This window comes from Paenibacillus sp. Y916, from assembly GCF_056786435.1.
Map to the genome: position 1 here is coordinate 71,331 of NZ_JBXCJA010000013.1, position 24,707 is coordinate 96,037.

Here is a 24,707-nt window from a genome sequence, read left to right on the forward strand (position 1 = left end):
TATATCCTATTTCAATCCAGTTAACGCTACACCTTCAATAAATTTTTTCTGAGCAAAAAAGAAAACGATTAGCAAGGGAACGGTTGCCATCACAGAAGCCGCCATAAGTAATTGCCATTCGGTCCCCGCTGTATCCGTGAATAGCTTAAGGCCCACTGGGAGTGTAAACAAATGATTGGAGCTAATAAAAATAAGTGGATCAAAGTAGTTATCCCAGCTATGCAGAAAGGTGAAAATGGCTAATGTGGCCAAGGTTGGCCCTGATAACGGAAGCATGATGCGCCAGAATGTCGTCCAAGGTGAGCAACCATCTATTTTTGCCGCTTCATCCAACTCATTGGGTACTGTGATAAAAAATTGACGAAGCAGGAATACGCCAAACATACCACCAGCGCCAAGCATCGGCGGCACAATAAGCGGAAAATGTGTATCTGTTAAATGTAGCTTCGTGAACCATATAAACATAGGAATCGCTGTAACCTCCGTTGGGATCATCATTCCGGTTAATAACACAAGAAATACAATATGTCTTAGAGCGAAGTGAAGCTTAGCAAATGCATATCCAGCCAGAGCCGCAAAAACACAAGTTCCCGCAGTAACAAGGACTGCGATATATACACTATTAAAGAAATAAAGAGGAAACTCCGGCTGTCTTTCGAACACATCCGAGAAGTTTGACCATACGAAGGGATCGGGCCACCATTGCGGTGGGAACATGAAAATTTTTGCCTGTTCCTTAAGTGCTGTAGTTACCATCCAGTAAAATGGAAATATGACAAGTAAAGAAACGATGGATAACGCCAAATACGTAGGTAGATTTCTCACTACAGCCCGCTGTTTATTCTTCATGATGCACCCACCTTTTTCTCAGATTCCATTGTAGGATAGTCAATACCAACACAAGAAAAAACAAAATAAAGGCAATTGCAGACGCATACCCAAAATCATATATTTTAAAAGCTTGCTGGTAGATATAATAGACAAGCACGTAAGTGCTCGTACCCGGACCTCCATCAGTCATCACCTGAATCTGCGAGAATACCTTAAGCGATCCTATAAGGGTTAAGATCAGTGCTAAGAAGAGTGAAGGTGAAATCATCGGTAACGTTACGCTGGTGAATATTTTAGATTTAGAAGCCCCATCTATCTTCGCGGCTTCATAATACATCTTCGGTACATCTTGCAGCGCAGCTAGAAAAATAACCATATTCAATCCAACATTCTTTAATACACTTACAATGATTACCACAGGCATTGCCAATCGAAAATCATACAGCCATGCGGGTCCGTGAATATGAAAAACCTTTAATAATTCGTTTATAAGACCTGCTTCCGTTGCAAAAATATATTTCCAAGCAATCGCCCACACCACAATGGAAGTAACCACAGGTGTAAAAATAGCCGTTCGAAACAAACCTATTCCCGGTATTTTTCGATTAAGCAGCAGTGCCAGCCCTAACGCAAGGCAAAGATTTAATGGAATCAGCCCTGCAGAGAAATAAAGTGTTTGCCCCACAGACTTCCAAAAAAGCGGATCCTCACTAAAAGCCTTTTTGTAATTATCTAAACCTATAAAAGTCGATGTATGAAGCAAAGAATAATCCGTGAAACTCATAAAAAAGGCGCCCACAATAGGGACAAATAAAAACAAAATATAACCCAGAACCATCGGTGAAATAAAGAACCATGCAAACAAGCTTTCTTTACTATGCAGGCGGCCTTTTATGCGTTTTCCAAGCTTTACCTGAACCTGCTTTTCTTCCGCTTGAGCATGCTTTACGTGTACAATTTTCACGGCATTATATCCTCTCTGTGACATCTTGGTTCTCTTTTTATGAAATATCCTCGTAAAACTATCCAGCTCAACGAGGATATTCAGCTGCTTAGTTCCTTACTTTAACAAAGGAGTAACCGCGTCTTCCGCTTTCTTCAAGACCTCTTTCACAGTAGCAGATTGCGCATATAAATAATCAAGCACTGTTTTCATATTGTAATCAATTTTTGCCCACTCCTTAAAACTCGGCAATGTTGTCGCTGTTGGCATCTGATCAATGACAGCCAATTTCATGCTCTCTGCAGAAGGACCTTGATCTAAGAAACTGTCTGATTCAAGCACAGCCTTACGACTAGGTACAAAGTATTGTGATGTGATTGCCATGTTCTCTGGATTTGTAATATATTTCAGAAATTCTATTGCCTCGTTAGGATGTGCGGAATCTTTGGAAATGGTAACAGCGGCATACCCTAGCGTTGTTCCAGGACCATTAGGTCCAGCAGGTAACGGTGCAATATCCCATTCAAAATCCTTAACCGCTTTTGCTTTCCCCATATAACTAAAAAGTTCCTTCTGCATCGCTATTTTTCCTGAGTCAAATGTCGTTTGGTCGCCCGGCTTCGGATGAACGTTATCTACAAAAACCATATCAGAGAACATTTGTAAAGCTTCCTCACCTTGGCTCGAGTTTAATGTGAAATCAGTACCCTCTTTGTTGATTAATTCCGCTCCGTAAGCATTAAACACAGTTTGTAAAGTATCCGGCCAATTCTCCCAGCCATTCCGGATTAAATTTGTACCATAAATACCTTTAGAGGAATCCGTAAGTGCTTTTGCCGTCTGCAGATATTCTTCATAATTCCACTTGCCCTGTTTATAAAGCTCTGTCGGTGTTGCTAGACCTTTTGCTTCGAATAACGTTTTGTTGTAATAGATCATAGAAGGAGGTGTTGAGAATGGAATGCCATACTTGACGTCATCCTTCGTTAACAATTCAAGTGAAGATGGATAAATATCAGTGAAATTATAAGCTGTGTCTGATTTCAGAGCTGAAATATCCAGCAAGGCATCCGTCGACATGAATTGCGGAATCATACGCTCGGCTAACCATGCTAAATCTGGAGCCGTTCTCGATGCTTGCATTATCGTCAGCTTTTGCTGATAATCGGCAAATGGAATGACCATAATATCCACATGAATATTCGGGTTCTTTTCATTAAACTTTACAATCATATCTTCATACATCTGTTTGTGCGTATCATTTCCCCATATACTGAACTTAAGTGTGACATCCTTTTGTACTGCTTCTGTTGAATTCGGAGTAGCTTCTTTTGGAGCTGTGGCGCTCTCTGTTTTTTGACTGCTACAACCCGTCATAAGAACAATAATGAACAGGAAAGACATCATGAGTAATACACTCTTTTTCATTATTTGTGCCCCTTTAGTTTTTTTTGAACTCGCCAATTTAAAGCGCTTTCATAACCTCATTATATAAAACACCAACCATTCGTTATAATGACCTAATGTTCAGAAAAGGTTTGAATTGTATTGATTCCTTATCATTTTCCAAACTTTATCGAAGATGATCACGGTATTCCGTAGGAGTAAATCCAACCACTTGTTTAAACACCGACATGAAATATTTGGTGTTCGGGTATCCCGAGAGCCGCGAGATATCTTGAATTTTAAGCTGCGTATGCTTTAACAGGCCTTTTGCTTTCTCCATACGGCACTGTGTTACGTAATCAGAAAGATTCACACCTGTCTCTGTTTTGAATAGCACAGATAAATAACGATGATTAAGGTTTACCTGATCCGCTAAGTATTGTAAAGAGATTTCCTGCTCCAACCGTAAGCCGATAATCCCCTTGATTTTACGAATGATTTGACGCTCATTCACCCCAGCTTCAACAGCTACCACATTAGAAGCTGGATCCATTACAACGGTATGCTGCTCCAGAGGTAGCGCGTTACTTACGATCAGCTTATTAGACAATTTTTGGATCACCTGTGTCAGTTCAACTCTGTCCAAAGGTTTGAGTAAATAATCCGTTACTTCGTAACGCAACGCTTCTCTTACATATTTAAAATCACTGTAGCCGCTAATAATTACAACAGGCATCGAAGGACTCTGTTCCTTCAAACGCTTCATTAGCTCGATTCCATTCATGTCCTTCATCCGGACATCTGTGATGACGATTTCCGTTACATTCGTCTTTAACCAATCTAATGCTTCTAGACCATTCGATGCCTCACCTACTACCTTACATCCGCCAATCACATCTTCTAGTAGCTTACGAAGTCGTGTACGAAGGTTGGTTTCATCCTCAACAAGCAATATTTGAAGCATAGCTTAGTTCTCCTCCTCGTAGTGCAATGGTAAGCGTACAATTAATTGAATGCCTTTATTAGTTATTCCATTAAAAAACAGACCATAGCCTTCTCCGTACAGCAAATACAAACGCCGATGCACATTGCGTAACGCAAATTCTTTCTTCTTTTCCCCAAATCGCTGCTTAATTGTTTCATCTTCCTCTGCATACATATGCTTTTCTACATACGCCATACGAGCAGTACTCATGCCAGCACCATCATCTTCAATCAGAATGACAAGATCTTCATTATCTATTCTAGTCTTAATGTTCACCGTGACTGGTTCATCCATAAGGGCATGTTCAATCACATTTTCAATTAACGGTTGAAGGATTAGCTTCGGAATCAGCAAGTAATCATGCCCAATTTCAATATAGAATTCTGTCTGTAGCTTAATGCCTAATCGAGTGGATTGAATCTCAAGATATGCCTTCACGAATGAAATCTCATCTTTCAAAAAAACATATTTGTCCTTACTATCTACCGTATACCTCAGAAGCCGCCCTAAGTTGACAACAACTTCCGATACCTCATATTGATTGGATTGCAAAGCAAGTGAATTAATCGATTCCAACGTATTGTATATAAAATGGGGATTAATCTGACTCTGCAAAGCATAGAATTCAGCTTCACGCTCACGCAACTTACTCTCATATACCTCTTTAACTAGTCTTTCAATTTCTGTGACCATCATATTGAAGCCAAAAGTAAGCTGACCAATTTCATCGTAGGTTGTCACATTCGCCCTCTCACGAAAATCCCCTTTTTGCACCTTTTTCATCTTAATTTGAAGATGTCTGATCGGCCTGACCAGTCTCCCAGAAGCAATACCTGCAACGAAATACGCAAGCAGAATCGAGCCAAGTGAAATAAAGAGGGTAGAACGCATTAATTGGCGTGCGCCTACTTTCATATCATCCTTCGGGATAAGTACTGTCACCTTCATGCCTGTGTAATCTGATTGTTTGGTAGCTGTAATAAATGTTTCACCATCAATGGTTATCATAGGTCCTGTTACAATCCGATCAGCCTTGCCATGGAGTGGATACACAAGCCGATTTTGACGATCCGAGACATAGATAAGACTATTCCGACTAAAGCTAGCCGAGCCGAGAATTTTTTCAAAGCCCATTTCAGTCAGATCGACCTTTACAATACCGAGTTGCTCATTCGTCACCTCTGCCCTAACAACTCTAGCAATCGATACGACCTCTCTAGGCTGACCTATATAATAACTTGCATCATGAGTTGGGATAATGACTAGGTCACCATCCGCAGCAACAACATCTTTGATCCAGGTATTGGCTGAATACTCCCAATGTTGAGCAATACTTTCTTTTAAATTACTGAATATCGTGCCGTCATTGGCGAAAATTATAATACTTTGCAGTTCGCTACGATCAATAGCTAGCGCCGAAATCATCAGGTTCATTTTCACCGCTTCTTCTGATTTAATGAAATTCCCCGTAGTACTTGCTGATAAATGCGCTCTTAGAATGCCAATGACATTATTATCGTAATATGGCGCCAAGGTCAATCTATCCATATCTTTCATATAGCGATCTAAATTAATCGTAATCTGGTCTATAATTTGCCCCGTATAAGCTATTGCATCGTCCTCTACATTACGCGAGTATTGCTTGTATGTAATTAAACCGCTAAAGAAAAAGGGGATCGTGATTAGCAAAAATAATAGAATGATAAATTTCATCCGCAGTGATAAAAAAAACCTTTTTGGTTTCAAAGTCAGAACCCCACCTATTCTTATATAAAGAAGCCAAATCAATACATTCCAAACCTTTTCTATACAATAGGTCATTACCCTTACATTTTTATTCATTTAAAATAAGAATATAAGCGTTTACAAAATTTAAAGGAGAGTGTCTACATGCGTTTAAAATCGGTTCGAATGTGGCTCTGTTTGGTTACAATAATAGGAATGCTTACCGTTATTAATGCACCAAAAGCATCTGCTCTAGCTGGGTTCCCCACATTTAATTATGCGGGCAGTGTACTAAACCCTGCAAGTTTAAATTATAATCCAACAGGTGAAATCATTTTCCCTTCTATCATCAAAGCTTCGGATCATATTAACAACCCATTGGCAACATATTATATGTATTATGCGCCCCATGATGCGCCGGGTGGGATTAGTATGGCTTATTCCAACTCAATAAACGGCCCTTGGACTGAATATGTTACCAACCCCCGCATCGCCAATAACTGGTCGCCCCATTATAATGTAACACATGTTTCATCCCCTTATATGTTCTGGAATGATATAGAAAGTAAATATTATATGTACTACCATGGTGAGAATACGACTATGCGAATTGCTACTTCGACGGATGGAATCCATTTCACTTATAACAAGGTTGCCTTAGCCACAAGTAATTTTACCGGATTAACTGAAACCTCTTACGCAAAAGTATTTGAATATACAATTCCATCGAAAAATAATAAATATATTATGCTCTTAATGGGTAATCAAACAAATAATACAAGGCACATCTATCTAGCTTGGTCTAATGATGGTTTAAATTGGACCCCACAGCAAGCCCCGCTCATTTCACCCAATGCTGCTGAAGGAACCAATCTTTCTGGTCCAACCTTCTTTCCCTGGAACGGAAATTATTACATTGCCTACCATGCTTCCTCTGGCAATATTCATATCACTGAGGTTGGAGCTAACTTTAATCTACAGAATCATCTAGGGGTATTATATGATTCTGATGCTATCATAGATCGAGGACGATCCGCTTCACCAAACTTCATCACGATAGGAAACACGATGTATATGTTTTATGAGCAAGGTCCAAGATTAGATGGTCAAATTGCCTACGCAAAGACGGTTCTTAATACACCATGGAATATATTTAGTGATAATATGAGTAGCTACAGCTCAGGATGGTCTACCACTGGAAACGGAAGCTTTGTACAATATAATAACGATGTCAACATCATTGATACTGGAACAACCACTGGAAGCTATGCTTATATTACCAAAAATAACATGAGTACTCCCTCAGAGGCATTTACATTTGAGGTAAGGGCTAAAGTCAATGCTGCGAACACACTAAATGAAATTACCCTACGGAACGCAAACTATCAAATTGGGCTTTATTTAACTCATGGGACATCAGGAACAGCACAAAACAGAGCATCCAATCCGAGTAAATCCTTTACTCTAGATACAACCGTCTATCATAACTATCGAGTAATCGTGAATTCCAACTACACCTATGATTTATACGTGGATGGGATTCTCAGATGGAGTGGAGCAACAAGCCTAGGATCAGGCTCGAATCTATTCAAAATAGGTGGAGATACTCCGACAACCGCTAATATGAGCGTCGATCAGGTTTATATGGGAACCGGCCTTATACCACCAAGTTAGGTGAATTGGAATATTCACTAGCTGCTGGAATCACAATCTCCACCATGGTGCCCAGTCCATGTATGCTGCGAATGGTGAAGGTCTGTTCTTCGCCATACATGAGCTGGAGCCTCTTATATGTGTTGAACAGTCCGATATGATTTCTCTGTTCATCCGTATTTAGGGCTTCCCGCAGTTCTTTCAGCCGCGCTCTTTTCATCCCGATGCCCGTGTCCGTAATGGTAATCCGAAGCGACTGATCCATTTGCACAATTTTGACCCGAATATAACCAAAGCGGTCCGATTCCTTAATTCCATGGTATACCGCATTCTCCACAAGCGGCTGTAGAATCAGCTTCATGATCTTGTTGTGGATCAGCTCTTCATCATAATCCCACTGGAAAGAGAACTTCCCCTTGTACCGAATCTTCAGAATTTCTACATAGTTGTTTGTATGATAGATTTCTTCCTCTAATAGAACAGTCTTGTTGGAATCCGTAATCGAATAATGAACAATTCCTGCCAAATAGTCAAGCATCTGGCTCACATCATTCTGACCGCCGGTGAGGTCCATCGATTTCCAGAAAATTGTTCTTAATGTATTCGCCATAAAATGTGGATTGATATTGGACTGCAGAGCTATCATTTCCATCGTTTTCAGCCTGTACTTTTTTTCAGAGAGCTGAATTTTTAGATAACTCTGCTCAACAAAGGATTTCACAATTCCTTGCAGAATATAGCTGTACTCATCAGTTACTTTATGTGGCAATTCCGGAATCTGTAGCCCCTTCTCTGCATTGTCTAAAGTCAGCATCACCGTATCCAGATTCTGTTTATTCTGCTTGGAAATATAGTAAGCCAATGCAATTCCGAGAAGCAGAGATAGCCCCAACAATCCGAAAGTTAAATACAGAAGACGAATAGGCAACCTATAGAAATAACCTTTGGGAGTAATTGATACGTATCGAACCGGATACTTGGAAGAATTGATGACGGTTACGATATTCTCCTTGTTTGATACCTCCTCCCAATACACCCCGAGAAGAGAGAGGTCCTCCCCAGTTGCAGTGGATTGAGTATCATTAACGGTACTGGCAATTGGAACCCCATCCTGATTCAGCAGATAAATGGATTGGTGCGGAAGATATCTCAGTTCCCGTAGCCTATTATCAAGATCGTTACGTTTAATGTTCATGACAATATGCCCCACGGTTCTCGTTGAGCCCGGGGATTGAAATTTACGATATATCGTTACAAGCTCCGTAGTATTCTGATCGAAAGAGAACCGTCTGACGGAACGGTTCTCCATAAATAGTTCCTCGCTACCGATAAGTGGCAACCGGTCGTACCATGCATTATCGTAAAATGTGCCATTACTGACCATTCCCTCGTTAGATGCCAGAAAGTTTCCCTTTTCATTATCAAAATAGAGGTAGATAGAGTAGACATATGTCTTAATATTGGAAAAAGGGTTCAACAGGTTCATAAAGGTGCTGTACGCTCCCAAATCCCCTCGGTTAATATTCTCGCTACGTAAAATGGACTTCAGACTGGAGATAAGATTGGAATTCAGATTTATCGTATAATGGAGCGAATCCATTTCATTGAACATCGTTTCCACCGTGCTTCGGGTCTGCTCCAGCATCTTGGCGTTACTCGTATTTATCTGATTTTTGATATAACTCTGTGTAATAACAATGGAAAAGCCCCCCAGAATAATCATTGGAATAAGCAGAGGTATCATTAATCGAACCAAATTGCGGATGAAAATTTTCTTTTTCATAACGGGTTTATCCTTTTCTCCAGGTTAATCGGATTGTTCTTGTTTTCTGTAATCCCGGGGTGTCATCCCATAATAGTTCTTGAAAGCTCTTGTAAAGTTAAAAGAGTTGCTGTACCCCACCATTTCGCTAATTTCATAAGTCTTATAATGGATTTGATCCAGAAAAAGGGCTGCTTTTCCCATGCGAATCTGGATTAAATATTCAGAAAATCGGGTGCCTGTATGTTTTTTGAAATATTTGCTCAAATAATCGGGATTCATATGCACTAGCTTGGCCAGATCATCCAAGGTGATATTCTTATATTCCTTTTCCACCTGATCCTTAATCCTCTGGATGATCTTTTCATTAAAATTGCTCCCTATTTCCTGTTCTGTTCTAACAGGGAGAATGCCCGCTTTCTGATCCATCTCTTGCTTAATCGTTGTAAAAGCCCGAATTAACTCATTATAGTTGGTGGATTTCAGAATATACCGTTTCACTCCCGTCTCCAGCGCTTTTTGGGCATAATCAAATTCTTTGTAAGCGGTGAAAAAGACTACATTGATTTGGGAATAGTTGACGCTAAGCTCCGTCGCCAGATCGATGCCGGACATAATTGGCATACGAATATCGCATAGTATCACATCAATATCTTGTTTGTTCTTGATTATTTCATACGCTTCTTTCCCATTCTCTGCAACTCCGACTACTTCGAAACCGATAGAAGACCAAGGAAAATACTTGCACAAACCGTTACGAATTTCATAATCGTCATCCACTATTAGTAATTTATACATGGTATCCCCCCATTATCAAAAGCAACGAAATAACAAGTATCCAAACAATTGTTAAGCGCTTACATTTTGGGAAGTTATATTAGATCCCTTCATGTGCGTTATTAGCCCCGAGAGATCATTCTATACACGGAATATAACTTACTTCCATACAAAATAACATATCAATGACCGCTACCCTACCACTCATTTACTGACATGTTGTACAAAGGGGTAGATTAAAGACAGTTTTTATCCAATGGCATGAATTCTTTAACTAATGTCAACCTGATACTATTATATCATAATCATTAAAAACTAAAGTAGAGGGGATGTTTATGTGGAATTTTACTTCCCGCAGGAAGAAAGCGTTTATAAAAAGTCCGGTGCTTCCATTCATGATATTGTCGAGACGGTAGCCAATAAGTATATCGGTGATAACCCTTCGGACGGATTTACTTTTCGTACCTCCTATACCGACATCTTCATGCAATTGAAAGATGGCCGTTACAATTTGAACTTTAATAGCATGTTTCCTGACAGTTCCTTAGGGCAATATGCATACGCTTTCGCAACCATTTACTGTGAACAGGAGGAAACAGTCGAGCTGGCTTTAAGCTGTTATAGCCCAACTCACTTGTACCTGAACGAGCAGCCATGGTACAAATCAACAATGGCAGATGATGTAGACATAAGAAATATCCGTCTGCTACGGGCCGAACTGAAAAAGGGCTGGAATCCACTGTTCATCAAAGTTCGCAAGACCTCTTCCGGTTTTGGATGCATAATCGGATCAAGTAACAACAAGTGGTTTCCCGTCCATTTCCTATCTCCATTTCACGAACGGGCCGGGTGCGGCGGCTGGATCTATTCCGAGCCGGTAGCCGGAGGATCTCATGAAGATGGATGCCCTCCCGCTTGGAACAGCCTAGAAGCCGAATCGGATCTTCATTGGTTTCCAGAGCTTCATCCCCCAGTAGATACCACACATCATTCGGTAGACCTTAATCAGCTATTTGATTTGAAAGAAGAACAGATTGCCTATAGTTGGAGTTCCTTTAGAGTCAAAGACGGAGGATTAAGCTTATGCCGGCTAACCGGGTCGACTGAAGGTCATCTCAGAATCTGGATCGACAATGAGCTGGTGGCAGAAACGGACGGCCCAGAGATCGATATAACCTATTCCCTATTATATGGGAATCATGACCTGTTGGTAGAATCCACATGCATCAGCAAGTTATTGACATGGAGTTATACTCTGAGCGTAAGTATCAACGGTGAAGCGACCCAATGGGAATGTCCAGCCAATATTCAAGGGCAGAACAAGAATTGGATTCATCTTGGTCCTTTTGAGAACCGTTGTGATCAACCGCTCACGCTTAGAACACTGCACCAATTATTCCATAACGATTCCGAAGGAGTATATTGGAGAACTGGAGATTCACAAATGGCAATACGTCCTTACTTAGAGAACAGACTCTACGCTAGATGGAATTATCCCTTAGGTGTTACATTGTACGGTCTTCTGCAGGCGGGCAGAATACTGGAAAGACAGGACATCATAGATTATGCCGCTGGTCATATTAACGAATGCACGAATCTCTATGAATATTCCCTATGGGATAAGAAAAAGTTCGGAGGAGCGGCTATTAATCACCAATTACTAGAACTAAATATGCTAGATGATTGCGGCTCCTTCGGCTCGGCCATGCTGGAAGCTTATGCCGATCACCCTAACTCCAGCTACATAGCTATTGCCGACATCATCGCAGAGTATATGAAGAATACACAGGAGCGCCGTGAGAACGGAGCATTCTTCCGGCAGCGGAACGGCGAATATCAAGAAAACACCTTATGGGCGGACGATCTTTATATGAGTACCCCATTTCTTGTTCGCTACTACAAGCTGACTGGTGATTCTAATTATCTCGATGATGCGGCTAGACAATTCCTTCTGTTCAAAGACTATCTTTATATGCCTGATCAAGCCATCATGTCCCATGTATATGATTTCAAGTATGATACTCCCACCTATGTTCCCTGGGGTCGTGGAAACGGCTGGGTCCTCTTCTCCCTATCGGAGCTACTTGTAGCAATGCCGGAGGACCATCATGAGCGTCCGGAACTGCTCGTCTTCTTCCGGCAACTAGCGGAAGGTTATACTGCATTGCAGGGGGAAAACGGCTTGTGGCATCAGGTGCTGACGGACCCTTCCTCCTATGCGGAAACTTCTTGCACCGCCATGTTCGGTTATGCCTTCAGCCGTGGTATCCGGTATGGCTGGTTGGATGCTGAAGGTCCATACATCAACGTTGCTTTTAAAGCATGGGACGGTCTATCCAAACATTCTATCGATCAGAAGGGTAACGTTTACGGGGTTTGCCAGGGCTCCGGGTATTCCTTCACACCGGATTATTACCGGGATGAACTACATTGGATGATGAACGATACACATGGCATCGGCATTATTCTGCTGTGCGGTATTGAATTGATGGCACTCACCCGCTATTTGCAGCAATCCGCTGCAAATAGCGGGTAAGCAATTAAACGACTAGAACTAAAAAGTGGCGGGCCAAGGATAACTAACCTTGGCCCGCCACTTTTGTATATCTTTCTCTTGTTTCCATAAGTGAAGCTGTCTCCTCAGAAAATCGAACTACTTTGGAGCAGCCTGATGCTCATGGATTCAGTTCATAGATTAATTCATGGCCTGAATCAAGTTGAAGATGATGACGGCCGCTTCCGCTCTTGAAGCATTATTATGTGGCAGAAAATTTCCGTCCCCACTTCCGGTGATAATTCCCGCTTGTTGCATGATTCCAACGGCCTCTGCCGCATATCCACTTACAGTAGCTTCGTCCTTGAACTCCGTCATTCCTGCTCCAGTGTTCAGAGTGATTCCCGCTACTTGGAGTATGTTATAGACCATGACGGTCATATCCTGCCTGCTTATTTCCTCATTAGGACCAAATTCACCGTTGCCTTTGCCACGGACAATACCCAATTGCTGTGCTACGGCAATGAGTCCACTATACCAAGCCCCGGCTTCCACATCAGCATAACTTGTAGCGTTTGCATTCTTCGCTTCAAACCCAAACGTATTCATCAGCAAAGTGCTAAATTCCGCTCGTGTCACCTTCCCTCGCGGTATAAATGACGTGCCATCCACGCCGTTCACCACATTACGCGCTGCCAGCGCTTCTATAGCGATCTTAGCCCAGTCAATATCGGCGATATCTTTAAATGACACATTATTATAGATCACTCCATATGTTCCCAAGCTGGTGGTGCGAAATTTAACTGCTTGCCATTCTACATTATATAATCCAATAGCGACAGGTTTGGCAAAACCCTTTTCGCTTATATGATATACGACTACATTTCCTGGTATATTTCCCGGGTTTAGTTCATAGTCGATAGCAAGCTTCACCGGCATCCCGTCAAAGTCCATGCTACTTTGTCCATCAGCCTTAATTTCAAATCGATACATTGAGCTGTCGACAAGAAGCTTCTCTACCTGCTGCGGCGCCTTGGATGCCTCCATCTGGAATACAATCCATTGGAAGCTTGTAGTGTTACTTGTGGACAGACGCTTCCTTAGTTCTTGCAACGGAAACTCGGCGGAGGTGCCGCCTACAGTAATTACTAAGTCCGTCAGCTTACTATTATCATCGTCTGCTAGCAGAAGGCTGGCCTGAATTTGAACAGTAATCTGTGGGTTGCTCTTTTCTGAAGGAATCTTAATACTTATTCTTCCATCATTTACCTCACTGAGAGCTTTAGCCCATAGTTCACGGTCAATTATAACGGTCGTCGCATGATCGTTCATCTTACCTATACTGCCTGAGTTGACGGGATTCATGGGATTGATGGGATTGGCCGGATCAACGTAACCATCAGGGATAACCGTAATATATGCCACTGCCCGAATTCCGGTCCCAGACACATCGCCACCAATATCAAATGCTCCGATTTCACTATAAAGCGCTACTTCTATGCTGTCCCATACTACCGGCAGTACCTTGCTAACGCCGTTGTCATACACTGCACTTACAACAGACGGAAGGACAGGCGCTATTCTCGCTACGGTTGTAACAGAAACAGGTAGAACTTTGGCGATCACTACCGGAATGTCAACCGCAAGGACGGTGACATGAGCCACCGCTCGAAGCTCCGTTCCCACGACATCTCCGGATACTGCAAATTGTCCTACCTGATCATATTGAACTGGTTCAATATGATCCCATAACACCTGCATCTCAAGCTTCGTCCCATCATCGTAGACTGCTGTAGTTACGGAAGGTAGTTCAGGTGCTGTACCCGTAGTTGTTGATACCTCTATCGGCTCAAGTAATAGGATACTGCCCGTAGCCATTGATATGAGCCGTCCTTCACTCACTACAGATGTTCCTTTCGTACCACTAACATCGACTGGCGTGACAGAGACGGATATCACTTGATCTATATCCGCTGAATTTGCAGTATATATGATGCTTGTAGCTCCATCAATCGGAGAACCATTTCTAAGCCATTGAAATTCAAAGTCTTCCACAGTAGCATCTTTTTCACCTTTACTAAAGACTACTTGTGCAGTTAATATTTGTCTACTTAGCGCAATGCCTGTTACTACAACGCTTGAAATTTGCGGAGGAATATAGTCCGCTGACTTCACAGTTATATCCACATAACCTACAACCCTTGCATTTACCGTGCTGATGACTTTAAGTCTCGCCGTGCCTGGATTTACGCCTGTAACTAAGCTCTCCAAACCGTTTGAGCTCATGGAAATTACTTTATTGGCCCCATTGTCGGAAACCTGGCTATCAATAATCCATTTCACATAATTTCCTGTCGAATAGAACGGATCCATGCCCGATAATTCGACGTTCAGCGTAATATCGCTGCCCACAACTACATCTCTATCCCCTACGATCGTTATACTGGGGTCTTTGGCCTGTAGCTTAATGGCATCAATCGAAGTATTAAAGTTCGTTGCAGCCTCATTCTTTCCAACCACTTCGAATTTGAAGGTATATTCACCCGGTGTAAATGTATAGCTTCCATAATTATTTTCTTTAAATGCCGAATTAATCGTATTCTCATATTGATCGTATGGATCACCTATCGGATCGCCATTAATAAATAACTGCACAATACCTCTTTGCTGATGGACTTTATGAGAGACCACCACCTCATATGTGCCGGCTTTATCTACATCAAAATCCAGAGAGAGGTTGTCGCCAATAGCTGACATAGTTCCTGTTACATATCCCCCGCCGCTTGCGTTGACATCACTCCCCAGAGAAGCGCTTGAGCCGCTTGACTGCGTAATTTCTTTGGCCTTTTCAGCCTCGAGATTAAGTCCGGAATCGGCCAATACAGGTGTGAGTACGATACGATCTGTGTTAATGGTTTTATTGGTGCCGCCTTGAAATTCAAAACGAAGAACTTTTGATCCTGCCGTCTCAAATGTGACCGTTCCTAGGTCATGAAACTTAATTTTTTCGGCTTCCATCTGATTCCAGATTCCGCCTGCTTTGCTACCCTCAATGTACCATTGCCCGATGCCTCTGCTGGTAGATACCTTCGCGGCAGCCTTAACATCGTAGAATCCAGCCTTGGGCACATCGATTATAAATTCGATATCGCTACCCGAGGCGGTTGTTGTAGAGGTAAAGTTTATGCCACCTTGGGGCGAAGCATTCGGTGTGCTTCCGCTGTTCACTTTAGCCTGCGCACCATCGTTTACTGAGGTTTTCCCCGCGTCATACAAGTCCGCCGCTATATAGGTTACGGCTGAAGGAAGCGTCGGGATGAATACGTCCTCGGTTGGTTCAAATTCGGAAATCTTCAAAGTCCCATTTCCATTCACACCAAAGTTAACATTCACGACCATCACTGCATTTTCATCCTTACCATAGACTACAACTTTTCCAGAGCCTAGTGCTTCTCCTGTGCCGTTTATGACGATTTCTTCTCCGTTCATCGTCAATTGGTAGCTGTTTATATTCTCATCCGCATACAGGATTTGATATGCGTCACCCCGATACTCCTCAATCCAGTACGCCTTACCCTTGGAAGAATTCCCATCCAAGTCTATAACAAAACTCTTCAACTGCTCGCCGGTCAAAAGACCGTTGAACCGATAAGCGAATACACCCGTATCATCAAGGGTAATATCCTCAATTAAATATTGTTTGACCGGATCCAGCCACCTAAGGTTTACGTTAACTTGCGGAGAACCCGTTTTGTCCCGGCCTGTCGCAATCATCAATGCCTGGTCTTTCTCCTTAGATACATGCATCAGAACATAAGGGCCACCGTTTTGGTCCCAATCTGCAGCAATATTACTGTCCCAGCCCGATCCATTATACACAGGACGGATAATCGTATCCGTCAATGTCCGGATGCGCTCCGATTTTCTCCAATTGTTAAATTGATCCATCAGGTCAATATTGTCTTGGCTCCAAGTATCTGGCGCTGCACCATGCTTAATGTTTCGGGCAAACATATATTTGTAATACGTTGACATCGTCCCACTGCTCATATTTCCGATGTTGAAGTAAACGGAATTCAGAGGCATATGCCCGAATAATCCAGCAAATATAGGAATATCCAATGATTCGCCATATTCTGTCGTGGATGTGGTCCAGCCGTTATCGATAACATGAAGTAGCTCGTTGGTCCGATCTCCTTGTGTCGGCCAAATATCCACCTCAGTAGTATATTTGACCATGTAATCGGGATGTTCATCAACAACTTCATTTAATACGGTGTTGGTCAATACATTTTTACGATAGACATTATCCGTCGGATGAGAGTAATCAGTTACTTCATCATTAATCCAAAATTCCGTCAAATCAACCATCTGGTGAGACAGTTGATAGTTATCAATCATATATTCAATCTTTTCTTTCTTGTCACTGATCACCATCGGGTCCGCCAGATCTTTGCCCCGGTTATGATATCCGCCCGACATGGAATACCACAGCCCGAACATTAGCCCTTGATCGTGGTAATAATTCGCGAGATGTACTAAATTATCCGTATAAGACGGGAGCGGTTCCACGCCGTCTCTTGATATGCCCAAGTCATCGGCGTTATTCCAGCCATCATCGAACATGACCATATCGAATCCCGCCTCTTTGAGTCTAGGTACGGCGATCGTTTTATAATATTGTTCGTTCCTTTTACTACTTCCCCATTCCCAGTCGTTCGAATTGAGCACAGTTGAGGTATTGTTATAATGAAATCTTGCTCGGAGATGCTCTTCAACCGCCATCTTGGCATCGACGATGTCCCCTTGGAATACCGTCATATTAACGGCAATATACTCAAACTCTTCACCCGGAAATAGCACAAGCTGAAGTGCTTCGGGGTTCGTAGTGACCTTGACACCGTCACCAGTAAAGGCCCTGACTCCCGCAAAAGAGCGAGTAAGATAGTTCTTCCCGGTATCCACTTCGCTGGGATCTCTGCGGTATACCTGGGTTTTTGAATTGACTTCCGGTCCAATATAGAAGCCGTCACCCGTATCGTAGCGATTAATAACAACCTTGATATCTTCGCTTTCTTTCTTAACATTCGTTTGATCGACTCCCCCTGTGTTGCTGTACCATTTGGAGAGATAAGAATAATGCAAATTTCTTGGTTCATCGGGGAAATCCAATTTAATGACATCTGACGAAGTGATTTGCAGGCGCTTGTCCGCGTTGTCATTTTTGATATAGGCCTGATACTTCAAGCCTGCACTGTCGTTAAACATCTCGAAGGAGAGCGTGACAGTAATTCCATCCTTCGTAACGGGGATATCTAGTCTCTTGCCGCTAGTTACGGCTTCACCTTGGGCTGTGGTCATGGTGATGTCGTTCTGCGAAGGTGTACCCAATACATATCCACTGTCATTCGCATCCAAGGTTTGGGGCGAGACTACCGCCGCCTTTCCGTCTTCCCCCGCTTCGAGTAGCCGATAGTTATATTTAAATAAGCTTGAATGATTGGCCTTCACGCCTTGTGGCAAATATTCTCTTTGCGCTGCCTTGTTATAGAAGCTGTTCATTTGGATCTTACCTTCATCCGTAAACTCAATTTCCGTCTTTAACACATTATTCTCTAGCGTCCACGTGTTGCTAATTCCGTCCATAGGACCGATAACAGCAGGGTCGGCATATGCGGATACGCCAGGTATGCACATCATTAGAATCAGTAGGTAGATTGTTGCCTTCTTGAATGGATTATTATTATTCAAAGTAAATCCTCCTAATCTTAATTCAAGATAATTTAGCCCTTCAGTCCCGTGGTAGCAATGCCTTCCACGAAGTATTTCTGAGCGAAGAAAAAGATCAAAACACACGGAATGATCGTGACCATGGACATTGCCATGACCTCGTTCCACTTAGCGGCAGAGCTGATATCAAGCGACATCCTAAGCCCCAGGGCAAGCGTGAACTTATTGACGCTATTGATATAGATCAGTGAGTTAAAGAAATCGTTCCAAGTCCAGATGAATTGAAAGATGCCCGCGGAGAACAGAGCCGGTTTGCATAATGGTAGCAGAATCCGGACCAGGATGACAAAGGAATTACAGCCGTCTATCTTGGCGGATTCATCTAATTCTCGAGGTAGTCCACGAATGAACTGGACTAGCATAAAGATAAAAAATGGGAAACAGGCAAACAAGGCTGGCATCGTAAACGGCAGGTAGCTGTTTAGCCAACCCAAATTCCTAAACAGAATATAACGTGGAATAATGATTACTGCGTTTGGTAGCATCAGTGTAGAGATCATGATGGAGAATAAAATATTTTTTAGTGGAAAATTAAACCGAGCGAAGCCGTAAGCTACAATTGTGCTGGAAATGAGTGTAAATACCACTACGGGGACAACCAATTTGAGTGTATTCAACAAATACAAACCAAAAGTGAACTGTCCACTACCCTTCCAGCCTCTTGAATAGGAGTCCCAAACCCAATCCACAGGTAACAGATTCAGTGACCCGAAAATCTCGTTATTCTCTTTAAAAGAAGCAAAAAACAACCAAATTAACGGGTAGACCATAATCAGACTAAAGATAATCATCATGAGATGCACGCCCAGCCTGCGAGTTGATATTCCAGAAATACTCATTTTTGGGCACCTCCGTCCTCATAGTAAGTCCAGTATTTTGATGTTTTGAAAATAACTGCTGTAACGATCAGAATGACAATGAAGAATATCCAGGACAAAGCGGAGGCATATCCCATTTTATAAAATTTGAAGCCCTCATCGTACAGTTTGAGCGCAAATAGATAAGTAGAATTCATTGGACCGCCGTTCGTTACTACAAATGCCCCGGTGAAATCCTGAAATGCATTCACCATCTGCATAATCACGTTAAAGAAGATAATTGGTGTTAAGAGTGGAATTGTAATATTAAAAAACATTCTCACTTTAGAAGCTCCATCCACCCGACTTGCTTCGTAGAGTTCATGGGGAATCTGCTTGAGACCAGCCAAGAAGAGCACCATCGATGAGCCAAACTGCCATACCGACAACAGACTTAACGTAAATAATGCCATCTTGGGGCTTCCCAACCAATTCACAGCTGGAATGTGGAACCAGTTCAACAATCCGTTGACCATCCCTTCCTTCATGAATAGAAATCGCCACAGGATGGATACCGCCACGCTTCCGCCCAGAATCGACGGCAAATAAAACAAGGTACGGTACAGATTGACCGCTTTAATATGCATATTCAAAATGATTGCTACAAATAGGGCAAATACAAGCTTCATTGGGACAGAGAACATCACATACACCAATGTAGTTGTCATGGATTTATAGAAATTCGAATCTTTTGTAAACATAGTTATATAATTGCTCAATCCTGTGAATTTTGGGATGTTGGTGATTTTGTAGTCTGTAAAAGAATAAATGAACGAAGCGGCAAACGGATACAATTGAAATACTAGAAATCCGATGAGCCACGGAGAAATGTATAAGAGCCCAACATATTTTTCCGACCATTTTCTCATGTGTAAGGAATTCACTATTGATTCACCTGGCTTTACTGTAATATTCCACAGTGTATTGTAAAGGTCTGCGGATAGTCCGCTTGGGCGGTATTTACCGCCCAAGCGGGAATATAATGAAGATTACTTAATATCTTTAAATTTATCTTGAACTCTTTCGATAAGATCTTTCGCTCCTTGTTCCGGTGTCATATTACCATACACAACCTTTTCACATACATCGCGAATGATATCTGCCACTTCCGGATTGTTCTGAACCACTGGAGGAGGTGTGGTTGGTGTCTCCAACGCATTATCTACCATTTTTGCTACATCAGCATCGACTTTATTTGCATCAACCAAAGCATTCTTGGCGCTTTCGGAGGTGGGAACGGAACGAGTATCCAATAGTATAAGAGCAGCTTCCTTATCATTAAGCAACCAATTACTAAACTTCACAGCTTCCTCAGTGTTAGAGGATTTATTATTGACGGCCAGAATCATCGAAGGCTTGAATTTCACAGATTGATTGCCGCCTTCTGCAAAAATAGGCATCCCTACGGCGAAGTTCCCATCTCCAGCAGCTGCTTTATATTTATTGACTGTCGATGACCAATCCAGTGTCATCCCAATTTCGCCATTAACCCACTTCGGATTCTGCTCCATCTTGCTGTTGAATAAGGCAGCATCTCCCAATGGCTGAGCGGCACCGCTGTCAAATAGATTCTTCATGACCGTTAAAGCATGGGATAAATCTTCCTCAGACGCTGTGATTGTAGGTTCATCCGAAACCCAATAATCAGCATTCTTGGAGTACAGATAGCTTCCAAGAATGAACTCACCCAGTCCTCCAGTCGTAGTACCCGGTTCCAATGCGAACAAGTGATCCTTGCTGTTGGCCTGATTGATCTTTCCTCCTTCTTCGATTAGTTTCTCCCAAGTCCATACTGTATCAATGGATAAGCCATGCTTATCGAAAAAAGCTTTGTTGATCATGGTTCCAAAACCATTCGTGCCCATTGGAAGTGCGACTAATTTTCCGTCTACCGAACTATATTCATCCAAAACTTTCTTTGGAAACTGCGTTAAATCCACAGTAGACTGGTCGCTTAGATCAACGAAAGTATCGCCTTGAGCGGATAAATCGGGCAGCCATGGGTAATCAAGTTGCATAATATCCGGTGCGGAAGCTCCTGCAATCTGGGTCATCAACTTTTGCTGATAGCCATCATATCCTTGATATTCTCCTTCAATTTTAATATTGGGATGCAACTTCGTATAAGCCTCAATAGCTGCCAACGTAGCCTGGTGCCTTCCATCAGATCCCCACCATGCAAAGCGAAGTGTGATCTCTTTTTCGGCATTTGCATTCGCCGAAGTAACTGGAGAAGCCCCATTGCTTGGTGCTGCAGAATTGTTGCTATTACCGCTACATCCAATCAAGGATGTAACTAACAATAAAATACTACTAATACTGACCATCTTGCCTAACGTTTTTCTATTCAATGTCCTTATTCCCCTCTCATATCTAAAATGGTTTGCTACATGTAAAAGATTATCATTAATGTAGGCGCTTTCAAATATATCTGAGTTGATATAAGCTATCCCTAGACTATCTTCTTTTCCGATCTTGTCGATTTAAGATATAAAGTTACTTCAATGAACAAAAAAGAAGCTGCCATCAGACATGCTCCTCAACTATCGTTCCTCGTTTACCACGATCAACTGTAACACCTTTCAGTTTGACGTTACCAGCGAGTGGTTGTTTATTTACTCTTCAGCGACACCTTGAAGAACGATTGTATCTTCAAGATACTTGATACGTTGATCTTTATGCATCTGATATTTCATCTCAGCTAATTTGGATTGGATTTCTTCTTCTGTTCTCTCGCTACCGTACGTAAAATGATCGAACTCAACGCTTGTTACCAACCATTGAGCCTCAATCAGGTTCAGTGTATATTTTTTATTCGTCTTTGTGAATGGTTTATCTTTTACTTCTTTCATTTGGCGCGTATAAATGAATACTTGGTTTTCCTGCTCACTATCGTATGGTTCTGAAAATTGTATCATTTCCTTCTGTTTATTCCATTCATCTTGGGGCATACCTATCAATTCTTTACTTGTGTAATTAACTCCGTCATAACCAAATATTACTCGCTTACTCTCAGCATCTAAATATACATCACTAACAATTCCGTCCACTTGAACAAGATATGCATCATAGTCTATTTTGAAGTAATAAAGAGCATATTCGCTAGTTTCAATGATGTTTATTGAGCTATAATGTCACGTTAGCTCTCTCCGTAACGACACCTCAGAAAACCTCAGCTAATTTTTAATCTTAAAAGTAGTTTTTATTGTATTTATGTAGTCCCACATAGAAGCATATTCTGCCTTCAGCTTCTCATCGCTTACATTATAATTTACATCTGATGGAGTGCTTAATGAGAAGATTTCGTCATCCTTTTCTCCGATCTTAGATATTTGAATATTCTGTTTAGCTATTACCCCGTCTGTACTCCATTTATCTTTAGACCATATATGGATAGTAAATAATACTCCTCCACAACGAAGGTTTGGGATTCGACACCAAAATCATTTCCTTTTATAGCAACATCACCAATTTTTTCACTTTTATCATTGTAAAAAGATAGGTTTGCTCCAATCATATTTTTCGAACTCCCTACACCTTCCATTCTTAATTGACCCGTAACTTTTGTGTTATTACCCACTTTAGTTAATATTAAATTACCAACAGATATATTTTTGAAGTCTGGATCCGTTAAGTCTAAGTTTCTATTTTTGACAAAAATCTTTTGTAAATCCGAATCATATTCGATGGTTCCGCCCATATTTTCAGCTATAAAGCGAATGGGTACATACGCATGTCCATCTACATTCAGAACCTTGTATTCATTATTCAATGCAATATTACTACCATTAATTTCAAATCTTGCTGGAAATAATAACGCTTGAATAGAACCCGAAGCAAAAGCAACCGATGAACAGGCAAAGAGTAACCCGCAAGTTAGTCCCAATATAAATTTCTTCAAAAGAACACCACTTTTTCATTATTTATATCTATAGACGTCAAGCGTTTCAATTAGTTTCTAATATAGTGAAATTCCCCCACAAATTTAAATTTCCATATAGTGGTGTAAATTAAGCCAATAATCATTATGTTGACTAACACATGTTTCCATCCTTATTCAGAATACTCTTACCAAAACAAAAATAAGGGTTAGGATTCCAACTAAAATGAGCAAATTTGAGATTTGACGAAAAAGACCAGAAACACCTTGAGAATGGAGTTTCTTTTCGTTCACATCAAAGTTAGCTTTAGACCCATAAGGATCCGCAGAATGAGAGAACGGTTTGTTTTCATCTAACATTATATCAACCCCTTATCAATATAATTTCATATTATTGTATTCCGATATCGTATCCCGCTAGCTTAATAAACTAATTTTTTTGTAAATGTAACTCTATGGTAATCCTTCTGAAAGAAATCATTTTCATGGTTAACCATGTCGAATCCTATATTACGATAAAAAGTTATAGTATCTTCATTACCGAGATGACCTAATGTATACAGAATAACCTTCTTCTCGTTAACTTTTTTTACTTCGTTGCAAATCGTGTTGATTAAAGCCTTACCAATACCTTGTCGCTGACAGTCATTTTTCACAGCTACACCAACGATTTCATAAAGGCTTTCTGCGTCATTGAAGATGTATCCAGCATGACCAACAATATTACCACTTTCGTTATATGCTACATAAAACTGACTTTTATTATTTTCAATTGAGGAACCAATAAAGCTACTCCATCGTATCGGATACTTCTCTATAATGAAATTTGGAAATTGGAGCGGATGTTCCTTCATTATATTTACTACTTCTTTTTGGTCCTGGAGTTCAAATGGCCTAATATTCATATTTTCATACCACCTAAATTTTTAATTTTTTATGTACTATTTCAATTATTCCCTTTGTGCTCGATCCTTCGGTTAATCAGCTAAACTTTCCAGTCTGATAGTAAGGGTAATCCATTTTTGTTTGGATTTTTTGTACGAATTCGATATTAGTTAAGTATTCGATTATAAAAAGACCCAGATCAATGGACGAAGAGACACCACCACCTGTAAATATAGTTCCATCCCTTACTATTCTAGATTTAACTACTTCAGAGCAATAGGGTACAAGCAACTCATATGCAGATGGATTTGTTGTAGCTTTTTTACCACTTAAAAATCCACATGCACCTAAAAGAAGTGCTCCCGTACATACGGAAACTTTATATTTCACGTCTTTAGCTGTCTGTAACCATAACAGAAAGTCCTCATCATTTCGTAATTGTCTTGTCGTCATACCACCTGGGACAAATATCAAATCGTATTGGGAAAGATCCACGCGAACATTTTTTAATTTAATTGTCATCCCGCGATCATCGATAATCTCCTCTTTTATGCCACAAAAATCCCATGATACATTCTCTACAGCATTTAAAATCCCAAGCCAAGTTATAGCTTCAGTAAAACCTGTTAAATCAAGCGTTGTCATTCCATCAAATAATATAAATGCCATCTTCATAAACCAACACCTGCCTTTATGTATTTTATAAACAAAAAGCACTTGATCATAGATCAACTCTTGG

18 protein-coding genes are annotated in these 24,707 nt (G+C 41.2%); 2 read left to right on the forward strand and 16 right to left on the reverse strand.

Features of this window, described 5'->3' with window-relative positions:
• Nucleotides 1-6 precede the first annotated feature (6 nt).
• The 5 genes from AC1TO9_RS20815 to AC1TO9_RS20835 form a co-directional block, all read right to left on the reverse strand.
• Nucleotides 7-849 carry a carbohydrate ABC transporter permease gene (locus AC1TO9_RS20815; RefSeq protein WP_482060392.1) on the reverse strand — a complete coding sequence of 281 codons (843 nt, stop codon included), beginning with the start codon at nt 847-849 and terminating at the stop codon, nt 7-9.
• A complete protein-coding gene (locus tag AC1TO9_RS20820; RefSeq protein ID WP_482060393.1) occupies nt 839-1,819 on the reverse strand; it encodes a carbohydrate ABC transporter permease in 981 nt (326 codons plus the stop codon). The genes AC1TO9_RS20815 and AC1TO9_RS20820 overlap by 11 nt, the downstream gene beginning before the upstream one ends.
• A 72-nt stretch (nt 1,820-1,891) precedes the next feature.
• A complete protein-coding gene (locus AC1TO9_RS20825; RefSeq protein WP_482060394.1) occupies nt 1,892-3,202 on the reverse strand; it encodes an ABC transporter substrate-binding protein in 1,311 nt (436 codons plus the stop codon).
• A gap of 145 nt (nt 3,203-3,347) precedes the next feature.
• Nucleotides 3,348-4,124 carry a response regulator transcription factor gene (locus tag AC1TO9_RS20830; protein ID WP_482060395.1) on the reverse strand — a complete coding sequence of 259 codons (777 nt, stop codon included), beginning with the start codon at nt 4,122-4,124 and terminating at the stop codon, nt 3,348-3,350.
• A gap of 3 nt (nt 4,125-4,127) precedes the next feature.
• Nucleotides 4,128-5,891, reverse strand: a complete 1,764-nt coding sequence (locus tag AC1TO9_RS20835; RefSeq protein ID WP_482060396.1) for a sensor histidine kinase — start codon at nt 5,889-5,891, stop codon at nt 4,128-4,130.
• Nucleotides 5,892-6,035: 144 nt separating this feature from the next.
• Between AC1TO9_RS20835 and AC1TO9_RS20840 the strand changes: the two genes are divergently transcribed.
• Entirely contained in the window at nt 6,036-7,544 is a 1,509-nt protein-coding gene (locus AC1TO9_RS20840; protein WP_482060397.1) for a glycoside hydrolase family protein, read from the forward strand.
• Here the strand turns inward: AC1TO9_RS20840 and AC1TO9_RS20845 are convergent.
• On the reverse strand, nt 7,528-9,306 hold the full coding sequence (locus AC1TO9_RS20845; protein ID WP_482060398.1) for a sensor histidine kinase: 1,779 nt from the start codon (nt 9,304-9,306) through the stop codon (nt 7,528-7,530). The two genes, AC1TO9_RS20840 and AC1TO9_RS20845, sit on opposite strands and share 17 nt — an antisense overlap.
• 24 nt (nt 9,307-9,330) lie before the next feature.
• Nucleotides 9,331-10,083 carry a response regulator transcription factor gene (locus AC1TO9_RS20850; RefSeq protein WP_482060399.1) on the reverse strand — a complete coding sequence of 251 codons (753 nt, stop codon included), beginning with the start codon at nt 10,081-10,083 and terminating at the stop codon, nt 9,331-9,333.
• A gap of 316 nt (nt 10,084-10,399) precedes the next feature.
• Between AC1TO9_RS20850 and AC1TO9_RS20855 the strand changes: the two genes are divergently transcribed.
• The gene (locus tag AC1TO9_RS20855) at nt 10,400-12,598 is read left to right on the forward strand and encodes a glycoside hydrolase family 88/105 protein (protein ID WP_482060400.1); all 2,199 of its coding nucleotides are present in this window, start codon (nt 10,400-10,402) and stop codon (nt 12,596-12,598) included.
• Between the two features lie 159 nt (nt 12,599-12,757).
• Here the strand turns inward: AC1TO9_RS20855 and AC1TO9_RS20860 are convergent, their stop codons facing one another.
• The 9 genes from AC1TO9_RS20860 to AC1TO9_RS20900 form a co-directional block, all read right to left on the reverse strand.
• Nucleotides 12,758-18,307: an S-layer homology domain-containing protein gene (locus AC1TO9_RS20860; RefSeq protein WP_482060401.1), complete on the reverse strand. Its 5,550-nt coding sequence runs from the start codon at nt 18,305-18,307 to the stop codon at nt 12,758-12,760.
• Between the two features lie 32 nt (nt 18,308-18,339).
• A complete protein-coding gene (locus AC1TO9_RS20865; RefSeq protein WP_482060402.1) occupies nt 18,340-19,185 on the reverse strand; it encodes a carbohydrate ABC transporter permease in 846 nt (281 codons plus the stop codon).
• Complete coding sequence (locus AC1TO9_RS20870) at nt 19,182-19,904, reverse strand: carbohydrate ABC transporter permease (RefSeq protein ID WP_482060403.1); 723 nt, start codon at nt 19,902-19,904, stop codon at nt 19,182-19,184. Before AC1TO9_RS20870 ends, AC1TO9_RS20865 begins: the two co-directional genes overlap by 4 nt.
• 288 nt (nt 19,905-20,192) lie before the next feature.
• A complete protein-coding gene (locus tag AC1TO9_RS20875; RefSeq protein WP_482060404.1) occupies nt 20,193-21,554 on the reverse strand; it encodes an ABC transporter substrate-binding protein in 1,362 nt (453 codons plus the stop codon).
• Nucleotides 21,555-21,818: 264 nt separating this feature from the next.
• Nucleotides 21,819-22,253, reverse strand: a complete 435-nt coding sequence (locus tag AC1TO9_RS20880) for a hypothetical protein (protein WP_482060405.1) — start codon at nt 22,251-22,253, stop codon at nt 21,819-21,821.
• 302 nt (nt 22,254-22,555) lie between these two features.
• Nucleotides 22,556-23,104, reverse strand: a complete 549-nt coding sequence (locus tag AC1TO9_RS20885; RefSeq protein ID WP_482060406.1) for a stalk domain-containing protein — start codon at nt 23,102-23,104, stop codon at nt 22,556-22,558.
• A gap of 156 nt (nt 23,105-23,260) precedes the next feature.
• Complete coding sequence (locus AC1TO9_RS20890) at nt 23,261-23,443, reverse strand: hypothetical protein (RefSeq protein WP_482060407.1); 183 nt, start codon at nt 23,441-23,443, stop codon at nt 23,261-23,263.
• Between the two features lie 62 nt (nt 23,444-23,505).
• Nucleotides 23,506-23,988 (reverse strand): GNAT family N-acetyltransferase, encoded by a 483-nt coding sequence (locus tag AC1TO9_RS20895; RefSeq protein WP_482060408.1) that lies wholly within the window; start codon nt 23,986-23,988, stop codon nt 23,506-23,508.
• 76 nt (nt 23,989-24,064) lie between these two features.
• Nucleotides 24,065-24,643 (reverse strand): DJ-1/PfpI family protein, encoded by a 579-nt coding sequence (locus tag AC1TO9_RS20900; protein WP_482057387.1) that lies wholly within the window; start codon nt 24,641-24,643, stop codon nt 24,065-24,067.
• Nucleotides 24,644-24,707 lie beyond the last annotated feature (64 nt).

Excerpts from the sequence above, each read along its gene's own strand:
- AC1TO9_RS20865 (WP_482060402.1), bottom strand. The coding sequence starts at position 19,185 with ATGAGTATTTCTGGAATATCAACTCGCAGGCTGGGCGTGCATCTCATG.
- AC1TO9_RS20895 (WP_482060408.1), bottom strand. The coding sequence starts at position 23,988 with ATGAATATTAGGCCATTTGAACTCCAGGACCAAAAAGAAGTAGTAAAT.
- AC1TO9_RS20890 (WP_482060407.1), bottom strand. The coding sequence starts at position 23,443 with ATGTTAGATGAAAACAAACCGTTCTCTCATTCTGCGGATCCTTATGGG.
- AC1TO9_RS20820 (WP_482060393.1), bottom strand. The coding sequence starts at position 1,819 with ATGTCACAGAGAGGATATAATGCCGTGAAAATTGTACACGTAAAGCAT.
- AC1TO9_RS20830 (WP_482060395.1), bottom strand. The coding sequence starts at position 4,124 with ATGCTTCAAATATTGCTTGTTGAGGATGAAACCAACCTTCGTACACGA.
- AC1TO9_RS20840 (WP_482060397.1), top strand. The coding sequence starts at position 6,036 with ATGCGTTTAAAATCGGTTCGAATGTGGCTCTGTTTGGTTACAATAATA.
- AC1TO9_RS20815 (WP_482060392.1), bottom strand. The coding sequence starts at position 849 with ATGAAGAATAAACAGCGGGCTGTAGTGAGAAATCTACCTACGTATTTG.
- AC1TO9_RS20870 (WP_482060403.1), bottom strand. The coding sequence starts at position 19,904 with ATGTTTACAAAAGATTCGAATTTCTATAAATCCATGACAACTACATTG.
- AC1TO9_RS20825 (WP_482060394.1), bottom strand. The coding sequence starts at position 3,202 with ATGAAAAAGAGTGTATTACTCATGATGTCTTTCCTGTTCATTATTGTT.
- AC1TO9_RS20850 (WP_482060399.1), bottom strand. The coding sequence starts at position 10,083 with ATGTATAAATTACTAATAGTGGATGACGATTATGAAATTCGTAACGGT.
- AC1TO9_RS20900 (WP_482057387.1), bottom strand. The coding sequence starts at position 24,643 with ATGAAGATGGCATTTATATTATTTGATGGAATGACAACGCTTGATTTA.
- AC1TO9_RS20845 (WP_482060398.1), bottom strand. The coding sequence starts at position 9,306 with ATGAAAAAGAAAATTTTCATCCGCAATTTGGTTCGATTAATGATACCT.